Below are 17,044 nucleotides of genomic sequence, written 5' to 3'. Positions count from 1 at the left end.
CGCTGCGGCTGCACGGAGGTGCCGCCCGGACAGCGCGATCACCGGCGCCGAATCGAAAAACCGGAAGGGATGGGAACGATGAGCGACGATGTCGAGAAGCGCGCAATCGGAAAGATGATGCGGCGGCTGATTCCGTTCCTCATCCTGTGTTACTTCGTGGCCTATCTCGATCGCGTCAATGTCGGCTTTGCCAAGCTGCACATGAACACGGCGCTTGGGCTCAGCGAAGCCGCCTACGGGCTCGGCGCGGGCCTGTTCTTCATCGGCTACTTCTTCTTCGAAGTGCCCTCCAACATCCTTCTGGAACGGTTTGGCGCGCGGCGCTGGATCGCCCGCATCATGATCAGCTGGGGCATCGTCTCGGCGGCGTTCGCGTTCATCCCGCAGATGTCCGCGGCGAGCGGCCTCTCGAGCGAATGGATCTTCTACTTCCTTCGCCTGCTGCTCGGTGCCTGCGAGGCCGGCTTCTTCCCCGGCATCATCTTCTATCTGACCCTCTGGTTCCCGACGATCTATCGGGCCCGCGTCATCAGCCTGTTCATGCTCGCGATCCCGATCTCAAGCATCATCGGGGCGCCGATCTCGGGCCTGCTGCTCAACCTGTCCGGAGGCGGTCTGACCGGGTGGCAGTGGCTGTTCATCTGCGAAGCACTGCCGTCGGTGCTGGTCGGCTTCGCCGTCCTGGCGATGCTGCCGGACTTCCCGCGTCAGGCGAGCTGGCTGCAGCCCGACGAGATCAAATGGGTGCAGAACACGCTTGAGATCGAGCGGCAGAAGAAGGAAGCCGTGGAGCACATCTCGGTCATGCAATCGCTCACCGACTCGCGGGTGCTCTCCTGCGCCCTCGTCTACTTCTGCCTCAACGCCGCCAGCTACGGCGTCGCATTCTTCCTGCCCACCATCATCAAGGCGTTTGGCGTCACCGACACCCAGACAGGCTTCATCGCCGCCCTGCCCTTCGTGTTCGGCGCGGTCGGCATGGTGCTGCTGGGCCGCCATTCCGACAAGACCGGTGAACGGCGCTACCATGTCGCCGGCGCACTCGTGCTCGCCGCCGTCGGCATTGGCCTCGCCGGACTGGTCTCCAGTCCCGTGCTGATCATCGGCCTGCTCTGCATCGCGCAGATCGGCGTTTCGGCGGTGCCGCCGATGTTCTGGCCGATGCCGGCCAGCATCCTGAACGGCGCCTCGGCCGCGGCGGGCATTGCCGCGATCAACTCGCTCGGCAATCTGTCGGGCTTCGCGGGCCCGTTCGCGATGGGCTATCTCAAGGACCTGACCGGTGGATTCACCGCGGGCCTGCTGCTGCTCGCGGTCGTCGGCTTGATCGGCGCGCTGGTCACGATCAGGCTGCGGATCGATCCCGTCCTCGAGCGGGCCGCGCGTGAGCCCATGCTCGCGCACTGAGGCGCCATCTAGAGGCGAGAGGCGCCCTCCGAAGAGAAGCGCGATGACGACTCAACCTGAGCTCATCGCGCTTTGAAGGTTTCGTCAGGCCGCCACCACGCGCGGACCGGTCACGACCGTTTCCGACGGCGCACAGGGCTTGGTCAGCATCGTGACTTCGGAGAAGCCGACGGCCCTGAGCTGATCGACCATCGAGCGCCGGGCATCCTGCGCCATCCCGGCATCGGGCACGACGACAGCTTGCGCCTTTGCGGTCAGCAGCTCGGCCGGCAGGTCGACGGCCGTGCCGGCGTCGAGCAGCACGTGGTCGTAGACCCGGAGCAGCGCATCGATCGCCAGCGCCAGCCGCGGCGATTGCAGATGCGAGCGATCGAAGCCCGGACGACCGGCGCTGACGATCTGAACCCGCGACTGCCGATCCTTGGTGATGATCTGTGCGAACGTCGCCTCACCCTGCATAAGTTCGGCAAGGCCGGGCGCGCCGGGATCGACGGTTGCCGCCGTCAGCGCGGGTGAAGACGCGACGAGATCGACCACCACGACCTTGGCCTGACGCGCCATCAGACGGGCCAGCGTCAGCGCAGTCAGCGTGACGCTCTCGCCGGCGGCCGGGCCGAGCACCGTGACCTTGTGGGCGGCGGGACCGGCCGCGACCAAACGCTCGGCCAGCTCATCGATCTCGTTGGCCGTCCGAGCGGGCATAGGCTGCGGATCGTTGATGACGGGCTCATATGCAACGGCGGGTTCGGGCCTCAGATCAGGCTCGGGCGACAGGCTGGGCGCGAGCGGCGACGCGAGCTCAGGTTCAGGCGGCAGCGTCAGTGCCAGCTCGTCGACAGTTGCGGTCTCCATGACCGGCTCGCGGCGCCGGATCACTGCGGCGGCCGGTGCGAAGGCACGGCCCACCGCGCCCGGCGCGGAGATGCGCAGCAGCTCGCCAGTGATGATGATGCCCGACGACAGCAACAGCGTCGCCAGCGTGGCGATCAGCACGATCGGCAGCTTCTTCGGATAGGCCGGCGTGTTCGAGACTGTGGCGCGCGAGATAATGCGGCCATCGGTCGGTGCGGCCTCGATGTTCTCGCGTGCGGTCGCCTCGCGATACTTCGCGAGATAGGCTTCCAGCAGATCGCGCTGCGCCTTGGCTTCACGCTCGAATCCGCGCAGCTGCACGTCCTGGCTGTTGCTCGACGACGCCTGCTTCTTCGATTGATCCAGGCCCGCCTGCTGCGCCTGGACGCGGGCATCGGCCACGCGGGCATCGTTGTCCAGCGAGCGCGAAATTTTGCCGGCTTCCTCGCGCAATTGGCGGTCGAGGTCGGCAATCTGCGCCTTCAATTCCTTGATGCGCGGATGGTTGTCGAGCAGCGTCGACGACTGCTCGGCGAGCTGCGCGCGCAGCGTGCCGCGCTGTTCGGCGAGCCGGCGGATCAGCTCGGAATTGAGCACTTCGGAGGCCTCGATCGGCTTGCCGCCCTGAAGCATTTCGCGGATCAGCCGCGCCTTGGTCTCGGCATCCGCCTTCAGCGCACGGGCATTGTTGAGCTGCGTGTTCAGCTCGCCCATCTGCTGGTTCGACAATGGGATGTTGTTGGTGCCGACGAACAGGCTCGACTTCGAGCGGAATTCCTCGACCCGCGAATCCGCTTCCGCGACCTTGCTGCGCAGCTTGTCGATCTCGCCCAGCAGCCAGGTGCTGGCGGATTTGGCCTGGTCCTGCCGCGCCGCCTGCTGCAACACCAGATAACCGTCGGCAATCGAGTTGGCGACGCGCGCCGCAAGCTCGGGATCCTCGGACTGGAATTCGATCACCATGACGCGCGACTTGTCGACCGCATAGGCCTGGAAGCGCTCGTAATAGGAATCGAGCACCCGCTCTTCCGGGGTCAGACTGAACGGGTCACGGCCGATGCCGAACAGCGCCAGCAGCGACTTCAGCGGGGAAAAGCCCCGCAGCACCGGATCGAACTCCGGGCGCTCGGCGAGCTTGTTCTTCTTGATGATGTCACGTGCGAGATCGCGCGACAGCAAAAGCTGGACCTGGCTCGTCACGGCTTCGGCGTCGAGCGAGCTGCGCTCCAGGTCGCGCTCGCCGTTCGGGCGCAGGAAGGCGTTCTCGCGATTGTCGATCAGGATTCGCGCTTCCGACTTGTAGCGCGGCGTCACGACGTTGACGGCGGCAAGCGACACCGCAAACACGAGCACGGTCGGCACGATGATCCAGCTTCGCTTGCGCGCCAGCGCGCGTCCGAGCACATGCAGATCGAGATCCGTCGTCTCCGCCGGACGCGTCGGCTGGTCAGGAGCTGATATCGGCGCAGCCGGCCTCGCAACGGCTTCGGCGGCAACCGGCGCAGACTTCGGCAACGCCCGTTGCACCGCGGCCTTTTCCTTGCCTCTACGCCAGAATGCAAAACGCATAACGAACTCCCGCGGACGCCGCGATTCCATCTCAATGGCGGCGATTACAGTCCATTAAGGTTGCTGCTGGGTTAATCGGCGGAGTTGGCGGATGCGGCGGCCACCACCGGCCGTCATCGTTTGTTAACCATGGGTGCGGTTAATCGACGCCAATATTGTTGCGGGATTCCTCACATGCGCGACCTGCGCGCTCCCCTCGTTTGTCTGATTGCTGCGCTCGCGCTGTCGGGCTGCATGGGCCGGACGTCGCCGGTTGCTGGTGACCCGGCCCTCGATTCGATGGCGTATGGGCAGCCAGCCTTTGCTGCGCCCGTGCCGATGGCCGTGGCCTATGCCGATCCCGCGCCGACGCGCGAGACCTATAATCTCGGCCCCGGCGACAGGCTTCGCGTCGTGGTCTATGGCCAGGAAGGCCTGACCAATTCCTATGCGATCGATGCGGCCGGCGCGATCACCATGCCGCTGATCGGCTCGGTGCCAGCACGCGGCCGGACGCCTGCCGGGCTTGCCGCCGAGATCACCGCACGGCTGCGCAACGGCTTCATCCGCGAGCCTTCGGTGGCGGTCGAGATCGAATCCTACCGCCCGTTCTTCATCCTCGGCGAAGTTCAGGCCCCCGGCCAATATCCCTATGTACCCAACATGACGGTCGAGAGCGCAGTGGCGATCGCCGGCGGCTTCTCGCCGCGCGCCAGGCGCGACCAGGTCACCCTCACCCATACCGATGCATCGGGCGCCGGCCGCTTCGTCGTTCCCCTGGGCACGCCGATCGGGCCCGGCGACACCGTCTTCGTCGGCGAACGCTGGTTCTGATCGATGGCACAGCATCAAAATCAGGAACGGCCGCTCCGCATCCTGCACGTCGTCCGCGCCCCGGTCGGCGGCATCATTCGTCACATCCTCGATGTCGCCAACGGCCAGATCGAACGCGGCCACCACGTCGGCATCGTCGCCGACAGCCTGACCGGCGGCACGCGGGCCGACGCGGTCCTCGCCGAGATCGAGCCACGCCTCAAGCTCGGCGTCCACCGGGTGGCTATTCGCCGCGAGCCGCGCTTCGCCGACTTCATGGTCTGGGCGCATATCGCCGGCCTGACCCGGAAGCTGAAACCCGATGTCGTGCATGGTCATGGCGCCAAGGCCGGCGCCTATGTCCGGCTGCGGCGGCGATCGGACAAGGTGATCCGGGTCTACACGCCGCACGGCGGCTCGCTGCACTATCCGCTCGACACCTGGAAGGGCCGCTTCTACAGCCAGCTCGAGCGTACGCTGATGAACAGCACCGACCTGTTCCTGTTCGAGAGCGCGTTCGCCCGCGACACCTATCAGCGCACGGTGGGCAAGCCCTCAGGCCTCGTCCGCTGTGTCTTCAACGGCGTCACGTCGGAGGAATTCGAACCGGTTCCCAAGGCCGACGACGCCTCCGACGTGGCCTATGTCGGCGAATTCCGGCGCATCAAGGGCGCCGACCTCCTGATCGATGCGGTGGCGAAACTGCGCGCCGAGGGCAAGCCAGTGACGCTGACGCTCGGCGGCGACGGCGAAGAGTTCGAGCGGCTCAAGGAGCAGGTGAAGCGGCTGTCGCTCGGCGATGCCGTTCGCTTCATCGGCCACGTCAAGGCGCGATACGGCTTCTCGAAGGGCAGCGTTCTGGTGGTTCCCTCGCGTGGCGATTCGATGCCCTATGTGGTGATCGAGGCCGGAGCGGCCGGTGTTCCGATGATCGCAGCCAATGTCGGCGGCATCCCGGAGATCTTCGATACCCACACCGACGCGCTGTTCGCGCCCAGCAATGCCGGCGCGATGGCCGACGCCATCAAGGCCGCACTCGACAATCCCACGGCGACCGCGGCGCGCGCGCAGAAACTCCGCGAACGGATTTCCGAACATTTCTCGCAGAGCGCCATGGTCGAGGGCGTACTGGCCGGCTATCGCGACGCATTTGCCAAACGTTAACCATTTCTTACACACGTAACCGTTTCTTCCGATTTGTCCCCTTAACTCACGTCCAGGGGAATTTCGGTGCTGCGCGCGGATGCCCATCTGCACGCGCAGAAATGGACGTGGACTCGTGGAACCGTTTAACGCACGCTCGATGCTGGATGCCGCTGCGTCTGCGACGGCCGCTCAGCCGCAGGTCGAACGCCGCCGCCGCCTGTCGCCGGCCGCGCTCGCTATTACCAATCAGAAAGTCCACAGCGCTTACTCGCCGGTCGTGATCGCCGGCGTGGTTCGCCTCGCCGACTTCGTGCTGCTCAGCCTGGTCGGCGTCGGGCTCTATTTTGCCTATGTCAGGCCGATCGCCATCCATTGGGGATATATCGCATCGATCCTCGGCATGTCGGCTGCGGCGGTGGTCTGCTTCCAGGCCGCGGATATCTACCAGGTACAGATCTTTCGCGGCCAGCTCCGCCAGATGACGCGGATGATCTCGTCCTGGGCGTTTGTGTTCCTTCTGTTCATCGGGGTCTCCTTCCTGGTCAAGCTCGGCGGCGAGGTCTCGCGGTTCTGGCTGTCGTCGTTCTTCTGCGTTGGCCTTGCGGTGCTGATCGCCGAACGGCTCGCGCTGCGCTCGATGGTGCGTGCCTGGGCGCATGATGGCCGGCTCGACCGCCGCACCATCATCGTCGGCGCCGACCAGAACGGCGAGAAACTGATCGAGGCGCTCAATGCCGACGATGATTCCGACATCCACGTGCTCGGCGTGTTCGACGACCGCAATGACACCCGCGCGATGGAGACTTGCGCCGGCTCACCGAAGCTCGGCAAGGTCGACGACATCGTCGAATTCGCCCGCCGCACCCGCGTCGACCTCGTGCTGTTCGCGCTGCCGATCTCGGCCGAGACCCGCATCCTGGCGATGCTGAAGAAGCTCTGGGTCCTGCCAGTCGACATCCGCCTGTCGGCTCATACCAACAAGCTGCGCTTCCGCCCCCGCTCCTATTCCTATGTCGGCAAGGTGCCGACGCTCGACGTGTTCGAGGCGCCGATCACCGACTGGGATCTGGTGCTGAAATGGCTGTTTGACCGCGTGGTCGGCGGTCTGGCCCTGCTTGCGGCGCTGCCGGTGCTCGGACTGGTGGCGCTTGCGGTGAAGCTCGACAGCCCCGGCCCGGTGCTGTTCCGCCAGAAGCGCTTCGGCTTCAACAACGAGCGGATCGACGTCTACAAGTTCCGCTCGCTCTATCATCACCAGGCCGATCCGACCGCTTCCAAGGTGGTGACCAAGAACGATCCGCGCGTCACCCGCGTTGGCCGCTTCATCCGCAAGTCCTCGCTCGACGAACTGCCGCAGCTGTTCAACGTCGTGCTCAAGGGCAATCTCTCGCTGGTGGGCCCGCGTCCGCACGCGGTGCAGAGCAAGCTGCAAAACCGCCTGTTCGACGAGGCCGTCGACGGCTACTTCGCCCGCCACCGCGTCAAGCCCGGCATCACCGGCTGGGCGCAGATCAACGGCTGGCGCGGCGAGGTCGACACCGATGAGAAGATCCAGAAGCGCGTCGAATTCGACCTCTATTACATCGAGAACTGGTCGGTGCTGTTCGACCTCTACATCCTGCTCAAGACCCCGTTCTCGCTGCTGACCAAGAACGAGAACGCGTACTGAGGCCTAGACTTACTGCCGTCATTGCGAGCGTAGCGAAGCAATCCATATCGCAGCTCGGGGATAGGTGGATTGCTTCGTCGCTTCGCTCCTCGCAATGACGAAGCATCCGTTGTGTGTTTTGTATCAAGTTGCGTGAGTATCCGATGGCCTATGCGGCGACAGCCGGGACGTCCCATTCGCCGGCATCGGCGCCGTCAGGCGTGCTGGCGCTGCAGCGGGCACTGGTGTGGCTCGCCGGCGCCTCGATCGCCATCGTGTTCATCGAACCGAGCCCGTACGAACTCGTCACGCTGACCGCCTGCGTGCTGTTCTTTGCCACGGGCCTGCGCATGCAGCTCGTGTTCATGCCGCTGTTGTTCGCGCTGATCGTGCTCAATGTCGGCTACAGCATCGGCGCGGTGCCGTTCCTCGACAAGCCGGAGGTGGTGAACTGGGTCCTCACCTCCTGGTACATGGCCGTCACCGTCATCTTCTTCGCGATGGTGATGTCGGAAGATACCGAAGCGCGGCTCGACATGCTGCGCCGCGGCCTGATCGTCGGCGCGATGATCGCCTCACTTGCGGGCATCGCCGGCTACTTCCATCTGGTGCCCGGCGGCTATGATCTGCTGACGCTGTATGATCGCGCCCGCGGCACTTTCAAGGATCCGAACGTGCTCGGCGCCTTCCTGATCCTGCCGGCGCTGTTCACGCTGCAAAGCGTGGTCACCGACCGCTTCGGCAAGGCGTTCCGCAACGCCATCGCCTTCGGCATCATCTCGCTTGCGATCCTGCTGTCGTTCTCCCGCGCCGCCTGGGGCGGCTTGATCGTCACCGCGGCCTTCATGCTGGCGCTGATGGTGTTCACCAGCCGCTCGCAGGCGCAGCGCTCGCGCATCATCGTGATGACCCTGATCGCCGCGATCCTGGCCGTCGCACTGGTCGCGGTGCTGCTGTCGATCGGCTCGGTCGCCGACATGTTCAAGCAGCGCGCGAGCTTCGACCAGAGTTACGACGAAGGCCGCTTCGGCCGGTTCGGCCGCCACATCCTCGGTGCCCAGATGGCGCTCGAGTTGCCGTTCGGCATCGGCCCGCTGCAATTCCACACCTACTTCCCCGAGGACACCCACAACTCGTTCCTCAACGCCTTCATGTCGGGCGGCTGGATCTCGGGCATCTGCTATCCGGCGCTGGTGTTCGTCAGCGCGATCATCGGCTTCCGCTACATCTACAAGCGGGTGCCGTGGCAACGCGACTATCTCGCGATCTTCTCGGCGTTCCTCGGCATCGCCGGCGAGAGCTTCATCATCGATACCGACCATTGGCGGCATTTCTGGATGATGCTGGGCACAATGTGGGGCATGTACGCGGCCACCGAGCGCACCCGCGCGACACCAGCCGAGGTCAGCGACGAGACTTCGGCGGCAGCTTGAGCTCGGCGCGCTGCTCCGGCGGCATGTCGATCACCGTCTTCAGCGCGCCGGTCGCTTCCAGCACACCCTTGTAGCCGTCATTGGCGAAGCGCAGCAGCAGGCGCAGTTCGTCGTCGGTGTAACGGCTCCAGAGCTTGAGCATCGCCTCCTGCATCGGCACGTAGAACTTGCCGATCTCGGCCGCCTTTTCCTCCACCACCGAGATGAAGACCTTGCGGCGGTCGCTCTCGTCCCGCTCGCGGCGCACGTAACCCGCCTTCTCCAGTCGATCGACCACGCCGGTGATCGCGCCGGTGGTCAGCCCGGTGACTTCGGCGAGACGGCCCGCGGTCACCCGCCCTTCGAGGTGCAGGATATCCATGCATTCCATGTCGGAATTGGAGATTCCGGCCATGTTTGCAACGGCTTGGCCGTACATCACGCCCTGCGCGGATGACCGGCGCATCGCCTCTTCAAGTTCCTGCATCAGCGCCGCGCGCGACTTCCCGCTTGACAAAGCTGCTCCCATATCTTAATCGCCAAATATCTTATCTTCTAAGATAATTAGACACTGACCTTTCGTACCCCACACGGATGCATGGAGCAAGGCATGACCTCACGTCCCCGTAAAGCTCTGATCATCGGCGCCGGCATCGCAGGTCCGGTGACCGCGATGTTCCTGACCCGCGCCGGCATCGAGGCCGAGCTCTATGAAGCATGGCCCTACTCCACCGGGATCGGCGGCGGCTTGCAGATCGCACCGAACGGCATGCATGTGCTGGCGGAGCTCGGCCTCGCGGACGAGCTGATCCGCAGCGGCTCGATCGCGGAGTCGTTCGATTTCTATTCGCAGGCCGGCAAGAAGCTCGGCTCGCTCAATCAGAACATGCAGCAGCGCTTCGGCCAGCCCGCGGTGAACATGTGCCGTGCGACCTTGAACGAGACGCTGATCGACAAGGCCTGGGCCTCCAGCGTCTCGGTGTTCTTCGAGAAGAAGCTGGTGAAGATCGAGGATCGCGGCGACCAGCCGGTCATCGCCTATTTCAACGACGGCACCACCGCCGAGGGCGATTTCGTGATCGGCGCCGACGGCGTGCATTCGGCGGTGCGTCGGCACGTGATCCCGGACGGTCCGACGCCGTTCGATACCGGGTTGATCGGTTTCGGCGGATTCGTGCCGCGGGCCATGTTCGAGCGTCTCTCGATCGGTCAAAAGCTCGAGACGACGTTCGGGCAAAGCGGCTTCTTCGGCTACGGCCTGTGCAGTCCCGATCCGGACACGGGTGGGATGTGGTGGAGCACGCAGCCATCGCACGGCATGACCGCCGCGGCCTACCGGCTGCAGAGCCAGGACGCGATCAGGCAGCATCTGCGCGATTTCCACGCCGGCTGGCACGCGCCGATCCCCGAGATCATCGAGGCCGCCGAGAACATCGTGGTGACCGATACGCTCGACGTCGCGACGCTGCCGACCTGGTCGCGCAAGCGCACGCTCCTGATCGGCGACGCCGCGCACGCCACCAGCCCGCACGCCGGCCAGGGCGCATCGCTCGCGCTGGAGGACGCGCTGCGGCTCGGCATGCTGATGCGCGACGGCCAGGAGCTCGGCCTGACGTTCCAGGCCTTCGAGCACGAACGGCGCCCGCGCGCCGAGAAGATCGTGGCGATCGCCCGCCGCAACGGCAACAGCAAGCGCGAGTTCGGCCCGACCGGCGCCTGGCTTCGCGATCACATGCTGAAGCTGCTGCTGCCGGTGTCGTCCAAGGGCATGGACTTCATGTACGCGTACAACCCGCGCGCGGCGGCGTAGCTACCAGCTGTCATGCCCCGCGAAAGTGGGGCATCCAGTATTCCAGAGACAGCAGTGCTTGAGCCGAGAGGCCGCGGCGTACTGGATCGCCCGGTCGAGCCGGGCGATGACACGGGACAAGGGGACGGGAAGTTACTTCTCGACCTCGAACGTCAGCCCGGCGTGATCGACCAGGCGCTTGATCAGCTTGTGCTGCATCGCCGCTCCCGGCGTCCAGAAGCCGGCGGCGACGTCGAGCGTGTCGCGCAACAGGCAGATCGCGCATTCCGAGATCATCTTCGAGGTCGAGCCGTAGCCGGGATCGCGATCACCCTTGATGCCGGCGCGGACCATGCGGCCGTCAGGCGCGACCGCGAGATAAAGCAGATCGTAGCGGCCGTTCTCGCGCTCTTCCTTCGAGGGCCCCTCGCCCGGCTTCGGCGCGCTCGGCCCGGTCTTCTCGGAATTCAGCGCCATCACGCGCTTGGCAATCGCTTCGCCCTTCTCGCCGGGACCGGTCAGAACCATCTCGTCGTAGACGAACTCCTTGCCGTACGGAAAGCCCATCAGCATGTTGGAGCGGTGGACGTTGCGCGTGTTGATCAGTGCCATCATGAACGGCGCGGTCCATGAGTGCAGGTCGTCCTCATAGGCCGGCTTGCTGCCGCGCGGCTGCTTTGGGCCCTCGAAGCCCGGCGTCAATGCAAACGGGTTGTTGAGGATCGCGACCAGGCTCAAATCCTTGGCGACCGCATCGAACGTAGCCTTGGCGCTCGCGGCCGTGCCGCCCGACAGCGTGCCGCGCATGTCGCGGACCCGGCCTTTAACGCGCGGCGCCGGCGCACCGAATACGCGTTTGGCTTCCTCCTGGACGAAGAAGGCGCCGAGTTCGAACGGCACGGAATCGAAGCCGCAGGAGAACACGATCCGCGCGCCGCTGGCCTTTGCCGCGGCCTCGTGCTTGTCGATCATCTGCCGCATCCAGACCGGCTCGCCGCAGAGATCGAAATAGTCGGTGCCGCTGTCCGCGCAGGCCGCGATCAGCTCATTGCCATAGAGCTGATACGGACCGACCGTAGAAATGACCGACTTGGTCTGCGCCAGCATCGCCTTCAGCGATGCGGCGTCGCTGGCATCGGCAACCATCAGCGGCGTGTCGGCGGGCGCGCCGATCGCATCACGAACCGAGGCGAGCTTGTCCTTGCTGCGGCCGGCCATCGCCCATTTCAAGCTGCCGTCGCGATGATGCGCGGCGAGATATTCGGCGACGAGTTGGCCGGTGAAGCCGGTTGCGCCATAGACGACGATGTCGAGTTTCGACGAGGACATGGATCGGGCTCCCTGCTCAGCAAAATGGGCGCCCCTTTTGTCATCGCGGGCGCAGCGACGCAATCAGCTATTTCTTGCCGCTATTTCCTGCAGTTATTTCTTGGCATAGGACACCCCCATGCCGGCGCGGACGTCGGCCTGGATGCCATAGGGTGCGATCGGGTAGCGCAGGCCGTTCTTGGCGAGCTGCTTCATCCCCGCGATCGCCTTCACCAGATAGGCCGGCGGCAGCGCCATCAGCATCTCCTCGTCAGGCACGCCGCCATAGCGGCGCTCGGCGAAGCACGGCAGTGACAGGCTCGGCTCACCGGTCTTCAGCGCCCGCCCCCACGAGTCCGCGCACGCGGTTTCACCGACCACGCCCCACTCGAACTTCTTGTAGCCGGTATACTGCAGCCCGTTGATCAGGATGATCATCTGTCCCGGCGTCGCGTAGACGAGGCAGATGTCGGGCGGATTGAGACGTCCGCTGGTCAGCGGGCTCACCGCCATCGCCTGATACCGACCGTACGGCACCACGTCGAGCGCCTCCTGGCGCTTGCGCGCGTCTTCGGCCGTGCCGTGCCAGACGCCGACATAGTTCTCGCCGGCAAGCCACTTCTCGTCCTGCGGCGCGAGCCCGATCACCGCACGGCATTGCGCGCCGACCAGATCATCGCCGGTGATGCCGACGGTCCAGCCGAGCCGCGAGGCCATGCTGACGATCTGGTCCGTAGTGTGGACCGCCGACGGGCGGCGGATCTTCGGGATCGCCTCCATCTCCTCGACGCGCGCGAACATCTTGATGCCGATGACCGTGGTCTTCAGCCGCAGCAGGTTGTTCAGGTCGGCCACGATTGCGGAGAGGTCGAACTGTTCCGGCGGTGTCTGCTGTTGCATGGCGAGAAACTCCCGTGATCGGCGGCTTGGCGCCGCCTGTTGCTTTGATGTTAGCCGGATTGGACGAGGGAAGCGACAAGCTCGTGGTGCGGCTCAACGTGCCGGTCCCGGCAGCAAATCATCGGTCTTGCCCGCCAGATGATAGGCCACCAGCCCGATCCACTCCCGCGCGCCGAGATCGGTGCGCGACAGGCCCTCGATCGCAAGCGTCGCGAAACCCATGACATTGCCGACCCGCCAGTCGACCGGATAGGCCTCGACGTTGAATCCCGCCTTGCGGAACAGCCCGACCGACCGCGGCATGTGATAGGCCGACGTCACGAGCAGCCAGCGCTCACCCGGCTTGGGATCGACCAGCGCCTTGGAGAACTCGGCATTCTCCACCGTGTTGCGTGAGCGGCGCTCGATGATCCATCGAGATTTGGCGATGCCGAGGCTCTCGAATATCTCGGCGGCGTAGTCGGCTTCGCGCGCGTCATTCGAGATCAGGTTCGCGCTGCCGCCGGTGAACACGAGGCGCGCGTTCGGATATCTGCGCGCCAGCGCCGCCGCTGCGATGACGCGATCCGCCGCGGTGCGCACCACCGGCGTGCCATGCGCAACCGACAGATCGGCATCGATCGAGCCGCCGAGCACGATGATGCCGTCGGGCGCGCCGCGCGAAGCGTCCCATGGCGGAAAGCGCTGCTCCAGGATGGAGATCAGGACATTGCCGAGCGGCGAGAAGCCGCAGATCGTAAGCAGCAGCGCTGACGCCACCATCAACCTGCGGCCGAGCGGGGCAAACCGCGTCAGCAGCAGAACGGCGCCGATCGCGCCGATACCGATCAGGAAATTGATCGGCAGCAGCAGGATGCCGAGCGTCTTGGAGAGCACAAAAAACAAGCGAAGCCTCTGCGAAGTTCTGCTACAGCGTCATACGCTGTCGGGAATGCAATAAAAAGCAGTCACATGACCCATCATCATCTGAAGTCCAGTCCCGAAACCTGCCATTGGGGCTTCTTCGAAGCAAAGCTGAAACCGGTCCTGACCATTGCGAGCGGCGACGAGGTCACGATCGAGACCGTCAGCGGCGGCCCCGACGTGGTGCCCGACCGTGGCAAGTTCGTCGTGCCTCCCGAGCTCGACGACATTCATGCGAAATGCGAGCGGATGGTGCCCGGGCACATCCTGACCGGCCCGATCGCCGTCAGCGGTGCCGAGCCCGGCGACGTGCTCGAGGTCGATATTCTCGACGTCCAGCTCCGGCAAGACTGGGGCTACAATCTGATCAAGCCGCTGTCCGGCACCCTGCCCGACGATTTCCACGAGACCCGCATCCTCAACATCCCGCTCGATCGCGCGCGCATGGTCGGCCGCATGCCATGGGGGCTCGACCTGCCGCTAAAGCCGTTCTTCGGCGTGATGGGCGTGTCGCCGCCGCCGGCCTGGGGCCGCATCTCCTCGCTGATCCCGCGCGCGATGGGCGGCAATCTCGACAACAAGGAGCTCGGGCCAGGCGCCAAGCTGTATCTGCCGGTGTTCGTGCCGGGCGCCCTGTTCTCCTGCGGCGACGGTCACGGGGTGCAGGGCGACGGTGAGGTCTGCGTCACCGCGATCGAGACGGCGCTCACGGGCCGATTCCGCCTGACCCTGCGCAAGGACCTCAAGCTCGCCTATCCGCGCGCCGAGACCGCCGACCATTACATGACCATGGCGATGGATCCCGATCTCGACCAGTGCGTGGTGCGCGCGCTGCGCGACATGATCGTGCTGCTCGGCGAGAAACGCAATCTATCGCGCGAGGACGCCTATACGCTGTGCAGCCTGGCCGCCGACTTGCGCGTCACGCAGACCGTCAACGGCTCCAAAGGCATTCACTGCATGATCGCCAAATCGGTCGTTCACGGCTGACGCCGGTCGATAAGCCGCACTTGTTTTCCGCAAGTTGGGCTCGATACAATCCCCGTCCCAACGAACAAAAATGGACGGGGACGGATATGCTCAAGGACAGGCTTTCGCTGGCCGACGAGGCTGCGCGCGACAAGGAGATGCAGGAGACGCTCGCCGCCTGCCCGCGCATCCTCGATCTCATTGCCCGCGGCCCCCAGGGCGCGCCGGACGCTGAAGCCGCGATCTATCTGCGTTCGCCGCTCGATCCCAATCCGATCGTGATCTCGAACGATCATTTGATGGGCTGCATCAAGGCGGCCGAAAACTATTTCCGCGGCCAGGGCATCGGCAAGAACGATGCGGTCGCGGTCCTGGTGCCGGCGTGCCCGGCGACTGTGGTTGCGATCTTCGGCGCAGCCGCCTGCGGCGTCGCCGAGCCGCTCAATCTGCTGTTCACGCGCGAGGCGATCGTCGCCCAGCTCAACGCCATCAAGGCAAAGCTGTTGCTGGCGCCGCCGCCGGGCATGCCGGGCGGGCTCTATGAGCGGGTCGAAGGCTTGCAGCGCGAGGTGCCATCGCTCAAGCGCATCGTGATCGTGCCGCTCGACGGCAGCATCTCGTTCGACGGTGAGGTGCTGCGGCCTGATCCCGCGTGGCGCGACGACTACGGCAAGTCCAAGGACATGAGCGAGGCCGACCGGGTCGCGGTGATGCTGCCGACCGGCGGCACGACAGGTCATCCCAAGGTAGCGCGGCTCACCAACCGCGCGATGGTCGCCTCTACCGTGTCCTCGCGCATGGCACTCGACTTTCACCGCGGTGAGCGCGCGATGATCACGATGCCGTTGTTCCATGTCGGAGGCCTGTTCTGCACGACGGCCAATTGCCTTTCCGCCGGTACGACGATTTTCATCCCCGGCCCGGCCGGCGCGCGCGATCCCGCGCTGATCACGCATTTCTGGAAGATCGTCGAGAAATACCGGGTCAACATCTCCGGCAACGTGCCGACCACGCTCGGGGCGCTGGCAGACATCCCGGTCGCGGACAGCGACATCTCGACCCTGCGCGTCACCGCCACCGGCGCCTCGATCTGCCCGCCGGAAATCGAACGGCGTTACCTTGCGACCTGGGGCGGCCCCTGCATCCAGCAGCTCTACGGCATGACCGAGCTCGCCGGCGCCATCACCCACGACGTGCACGGCGTGAAGCCGCGCGCCGAGAGCGTCGGCACCCGCAATCCGCTGGTCGAGCTCGCGATCCTTGACGGCGGTAAGCTCAACACCGGGCCGTGGCCCTCGCCGGTCGGCGAGCTCCTGACCCGAGGCCCGCAGGTGTTCGCCGGTTACGTCGACAAGAAGCAGACCGAAGAGGCGTTCCGCGACGGCTGGCTGCGCACCGGCGACATCTGCCGGATCGACGCCGACGGCTTCGTCTACATCCTGGGCCGCGCCAAGGACGTCATCATCCGTGGTGGCCACAACATCGACCCGCGGGCGATCGAGGATGCAGCATTGGCGTTTCCGGGCGTGGCGCTGGCCGCGGCCGTCGGGCGTCCTGACAGCTACGCTGGCGAAGTGCCGATGCTGTTCGTCTCGGCGCAGCCCGGCGCCCATATCGATCCGAACGCGCTCGCTGCCTTCGTGCAGGAGAACATCCTGGAGCCGCCGGCGCGGCCGCGCGTGGTGTCGGTAATCCCCGAGATGCCGGTCACGCCGGTCGGCAAGATCTTCAAGCCGAAGCTGCGCGAGATCGCCGCCGGCGAGGCCGCGCGCGAGCTCCTGGCTCGGGAAGGCCTGTCGGGCGAGGTCAGTGTCGAGGCCATCACCGACCCATCTCGCGGGCTGTACCTGAGCGTGAGCGCGCCGGCGGACAAGGCCGAAACGGCTGAACGGCTTCTCAAGACGTTCCCGGTCAAGGTCGAATTACGATCCTAACTCACTAATTTATCTAGTAAATTTGACAGCAGCGCCGCGCCGGAACCAGCTTCCGGCGCGCGCGAACCCGCGCGTCCAGTTTCGCAGTCCATGGCTTGACGGACCGCCACATTCCTAAATAGACTCTAAATAGATACTTTTCAGTACAGGCGTTCAGGGTTAAGCGTTTTCTCATGGCTACAGAAAAGGCCGAAACCGACCGCGTCCCGGTCACGTTGGCGCTCTCGACCATTGGTTACCTCGAGAAGCTGGTGAGACAGGGCACCCACGGCACGAGCGTCCCGGGCGTCGCACGGACATTGATCGAGGAAGGCATTCGGCTCGCCATCAAGGACGGGTTGCTTGCAATCCGCGACAACGGCCGCACGCCTTGACGGCGCGCGCGTCGGCGCGGCGGTTCAACAGAACGTGGAAC

Annotated in this window: 14 protein-coding genes; 9 read left to right on the top strand and 5 right to left on the bottom strand. The window is 65.2% G+C overall.

Annotated features, from left to right (window positions below; translation table 11 throughout):
* The first annotated feature begins 69 nt into the window (after nucleotides 1–69).
* Complete coding sequence (locus tag BraRD5C2_RS07410; protein WP_374707966.1) at nucleotides 70–1,407, top strand: MFS transporter; 1,338 nt, start codon at nucleotides 70–72, stop codon at nucleotides 1,405–1,407.
* 84 nt (nucleotides 1,408–1,491) lie between these two features.
* On the opposite strand, the gene BraRD5C2_RS07405 is transcribed toward BraRD5C2_RS07410, so the two are convergent.
* Nucleotides 1,492–3,828, bottom strand: coding sequence for a GumC family protein (locus BraRD5C2_RS07405; protein WP_223967621.1), 2,337 nt, complete (start codon nucleotides 3,826–3,828; stop codon nucleotides 1,492–1,494).
* 174 nt (nucleotides 3,829–4,002) lie between these two features.
* On the opposite strand from BraRD5C2_RS07405, the gene BraRD5C2_RS07400 reads away from it, so the two are divergent.
* The 4 genes from BraRD5C2_RS07400 (at nucleotide 4,003) to BraRD5C2_RS07385 (ending at nucleotide 8,847) form a co-directional block, all read left to right on the top strand.
* Complete coding sequence (locus tag BraRD5C2_RS07400; protein WP_223967620.1) at nucleotides 4,003–4,641, top strand: polysaccharide biosynthesis/export family protein; 639 nt, start codon at nucleotides 4,003–4,005, stop codon at nucleotides 4,639–4,641.
* Between the two features lie 3 nt (nucleotides 4,642–4,644).
* A complete protein-coding gene (locus tag BraRD5C2_RS07395; protein ID WP_223967619.1) occupies nucleotides 4,645–5,784 on the top strand; it encodes a glycosyltransferase family 4 protein in 1,140 nt (379 codons plus the stop codon).
* 115 nt (nucleotides 5,785–5,899) lie between these two features.
* Nucleotides 5,900–7,435 carry an undecaprenyl-phosphate glucose phosphotransferase gene (locus tag BraRD5C2_RS07390; RefSeq protein ID WP_223967618.1) on the top strand — a complete coding sequence of 512 codons (1,536 nt, stop codon included), beginning with the start codon at nucleotides 5,900–5,902 and terminating at the stop codon, nucleotides 7,433–7,435.
* Nucleotides 7,436–7,578: 143 nt separating this feature from the next.
* Entirely contained in the window at nucleotides 7,579–8,847 is a 1,269-nt protein-coding gene (locus tag BraRD5C2_RS07385) for an O-antigen ligase family protein (RefSeq protein ID WP_223967617.1), read from the top strand.
* Here BraRD5C2_RS07385 and BraRD5C2_RS07380 read toward each other — a convergent pair.
* Nucleotides 8,819–9,313, bottom strand: coding sequence for a MarR family transcriptional regulator (locus tag BraRD5C2_RS07380; protein WP_171948162.1), 495 nt, complete (start codon nucleotides 9,311–9,313; stop codon nucleotides 8,819–8,821). The genes BraRD5C2_RS07385 and BraRD5C2_RS07380 overlap by 29 nt on opposite strands.
* A gap of 123 nt (nucleotides 9,314–9,436) precedes the next feature.
* Here BraRD5C2_RS07380 and BraRD5C2_RS07375 point away from each other — a divergent pair, with 123 nt between their 5' ends.
* Nucleotides 9,437–10,636 (top strand): FAD-dependent monooxygenase, encoded by a 1,200-nt coding sequence (locus BraRD5C2_RS07375; RefSeq protein WP_223967616.1) that lies wholly within the window; start codon nucleotides 9,437–9,439, stop codon nucleotides 10,634–10,636.
* 132 nt (nucleotides 10,637–10,768) lie between these two features.
* On the opposite strand, the gene BraRD5C2_RS07370 is transcribed toward BraRD5C2_RS07375, so the two are convergent.
* From BraRD5C2_RS07370 to BraRD5C2_RS07360, 3 genes are all read right to left on the bottom strand, one after another.
* On the bottom strand, nucleotides 10,769–11,944 hold the full coding sequence (locus BraRD5C2_RS07370; RefSeq protein ID WP_223967615.1) for a saccharopine dehydrogenase family protein: 1,176 nt from the start codon (nucleotides 11,942–11,944) through the stop codon (nucleotides 10,769–10,771).
* Nucleotides 11,945–12,037: 93 nt separating this feature from the next.
* On the bottom strand, nucleotides 12,038–12,823 hold the full coding sequence (locus BraRD5C2_RS07365) for a DUF169 domain-containing protein (protein WP_173642565.1): 786 nt from the start codon (nucleotides 12,821–12,823) through the stop codon (nucleotides 12,038–12,040).
* A gap of 93 nt (nucleotides 12,824–12,916) precedes the next feature.
* Complete coding sequence (locus BraRD5C2_RS07360; RefSeq protein WP_223967614.1) at nucleotides 12,917–13,708, bottom strand: YdcF family protein; 792 nt, start codon at nucleotides 13,706–13,708, stop codon at nucleotides 12,917–12,919.
* A gap of 66 nt (nucleotides 13,709–13,774) precedes the next feature.
* Between BraRD5C2_RS07360 and BraRD5C2_RS07355 the strand changes: the two genes are divergently transcribed.
* The 3 genes from BraRD5C2_RS07355 (at nucleotide 13,775) to BraRD5C2_RS07345 (ending at nucleotide 17,003) form a co-directional block, all read left to right on the top strand.
* Nucleotides 13,775–14,716 (top strand): acetamidase/formamidase family protein, encoded by a 942-nt coding sequence (locus BraRD5C2_RS07355; protein ID WP_223967613.1) that lies wholly within the window; start codon nucleotides 13,775–13,777, stop codon nucleotides 14,714–14,716.
* 86 nt (nucleotides 14,717–14,802) lie between these two features.
* Entirely contained in the window at nucleotides 14,803–16,629 is a 1,827-nt protein-coding gene (locus BraRD5C2_RS07350; protein WP_223967612.1) for an AMP-binding protein, read from the top strand.
* A 173-nt stretch (nucleotides 16,630–16,802) separates the two neighbouring features.
* Nucleotides 16,803–17,003, top strand: coding sequence for a hypothetical protein (locus tag BraRD5C2_RS07345; protein WP_016844973.1), 201 nt, complete (start codon nucleotides 16,803–16,805; stop codon nucleotides 17,001–17,003).
* The last annotated feature ends 41 nt before the right edge of the window (nucleotides 17,004–17,044 follow it).

This window comes from Bradyrhizobium sp. RD5-C2 (assembly GCF_019972155.1).
Lineage (GTDB): Bacteria > Pseudomonadota > Alphaproteobacteria > Rhizobiales > Xanthobacteraceae > Bradyrhizobium.
This window is presented reverse-complemented; position numbering and strand designations above follow the sequence as displayed.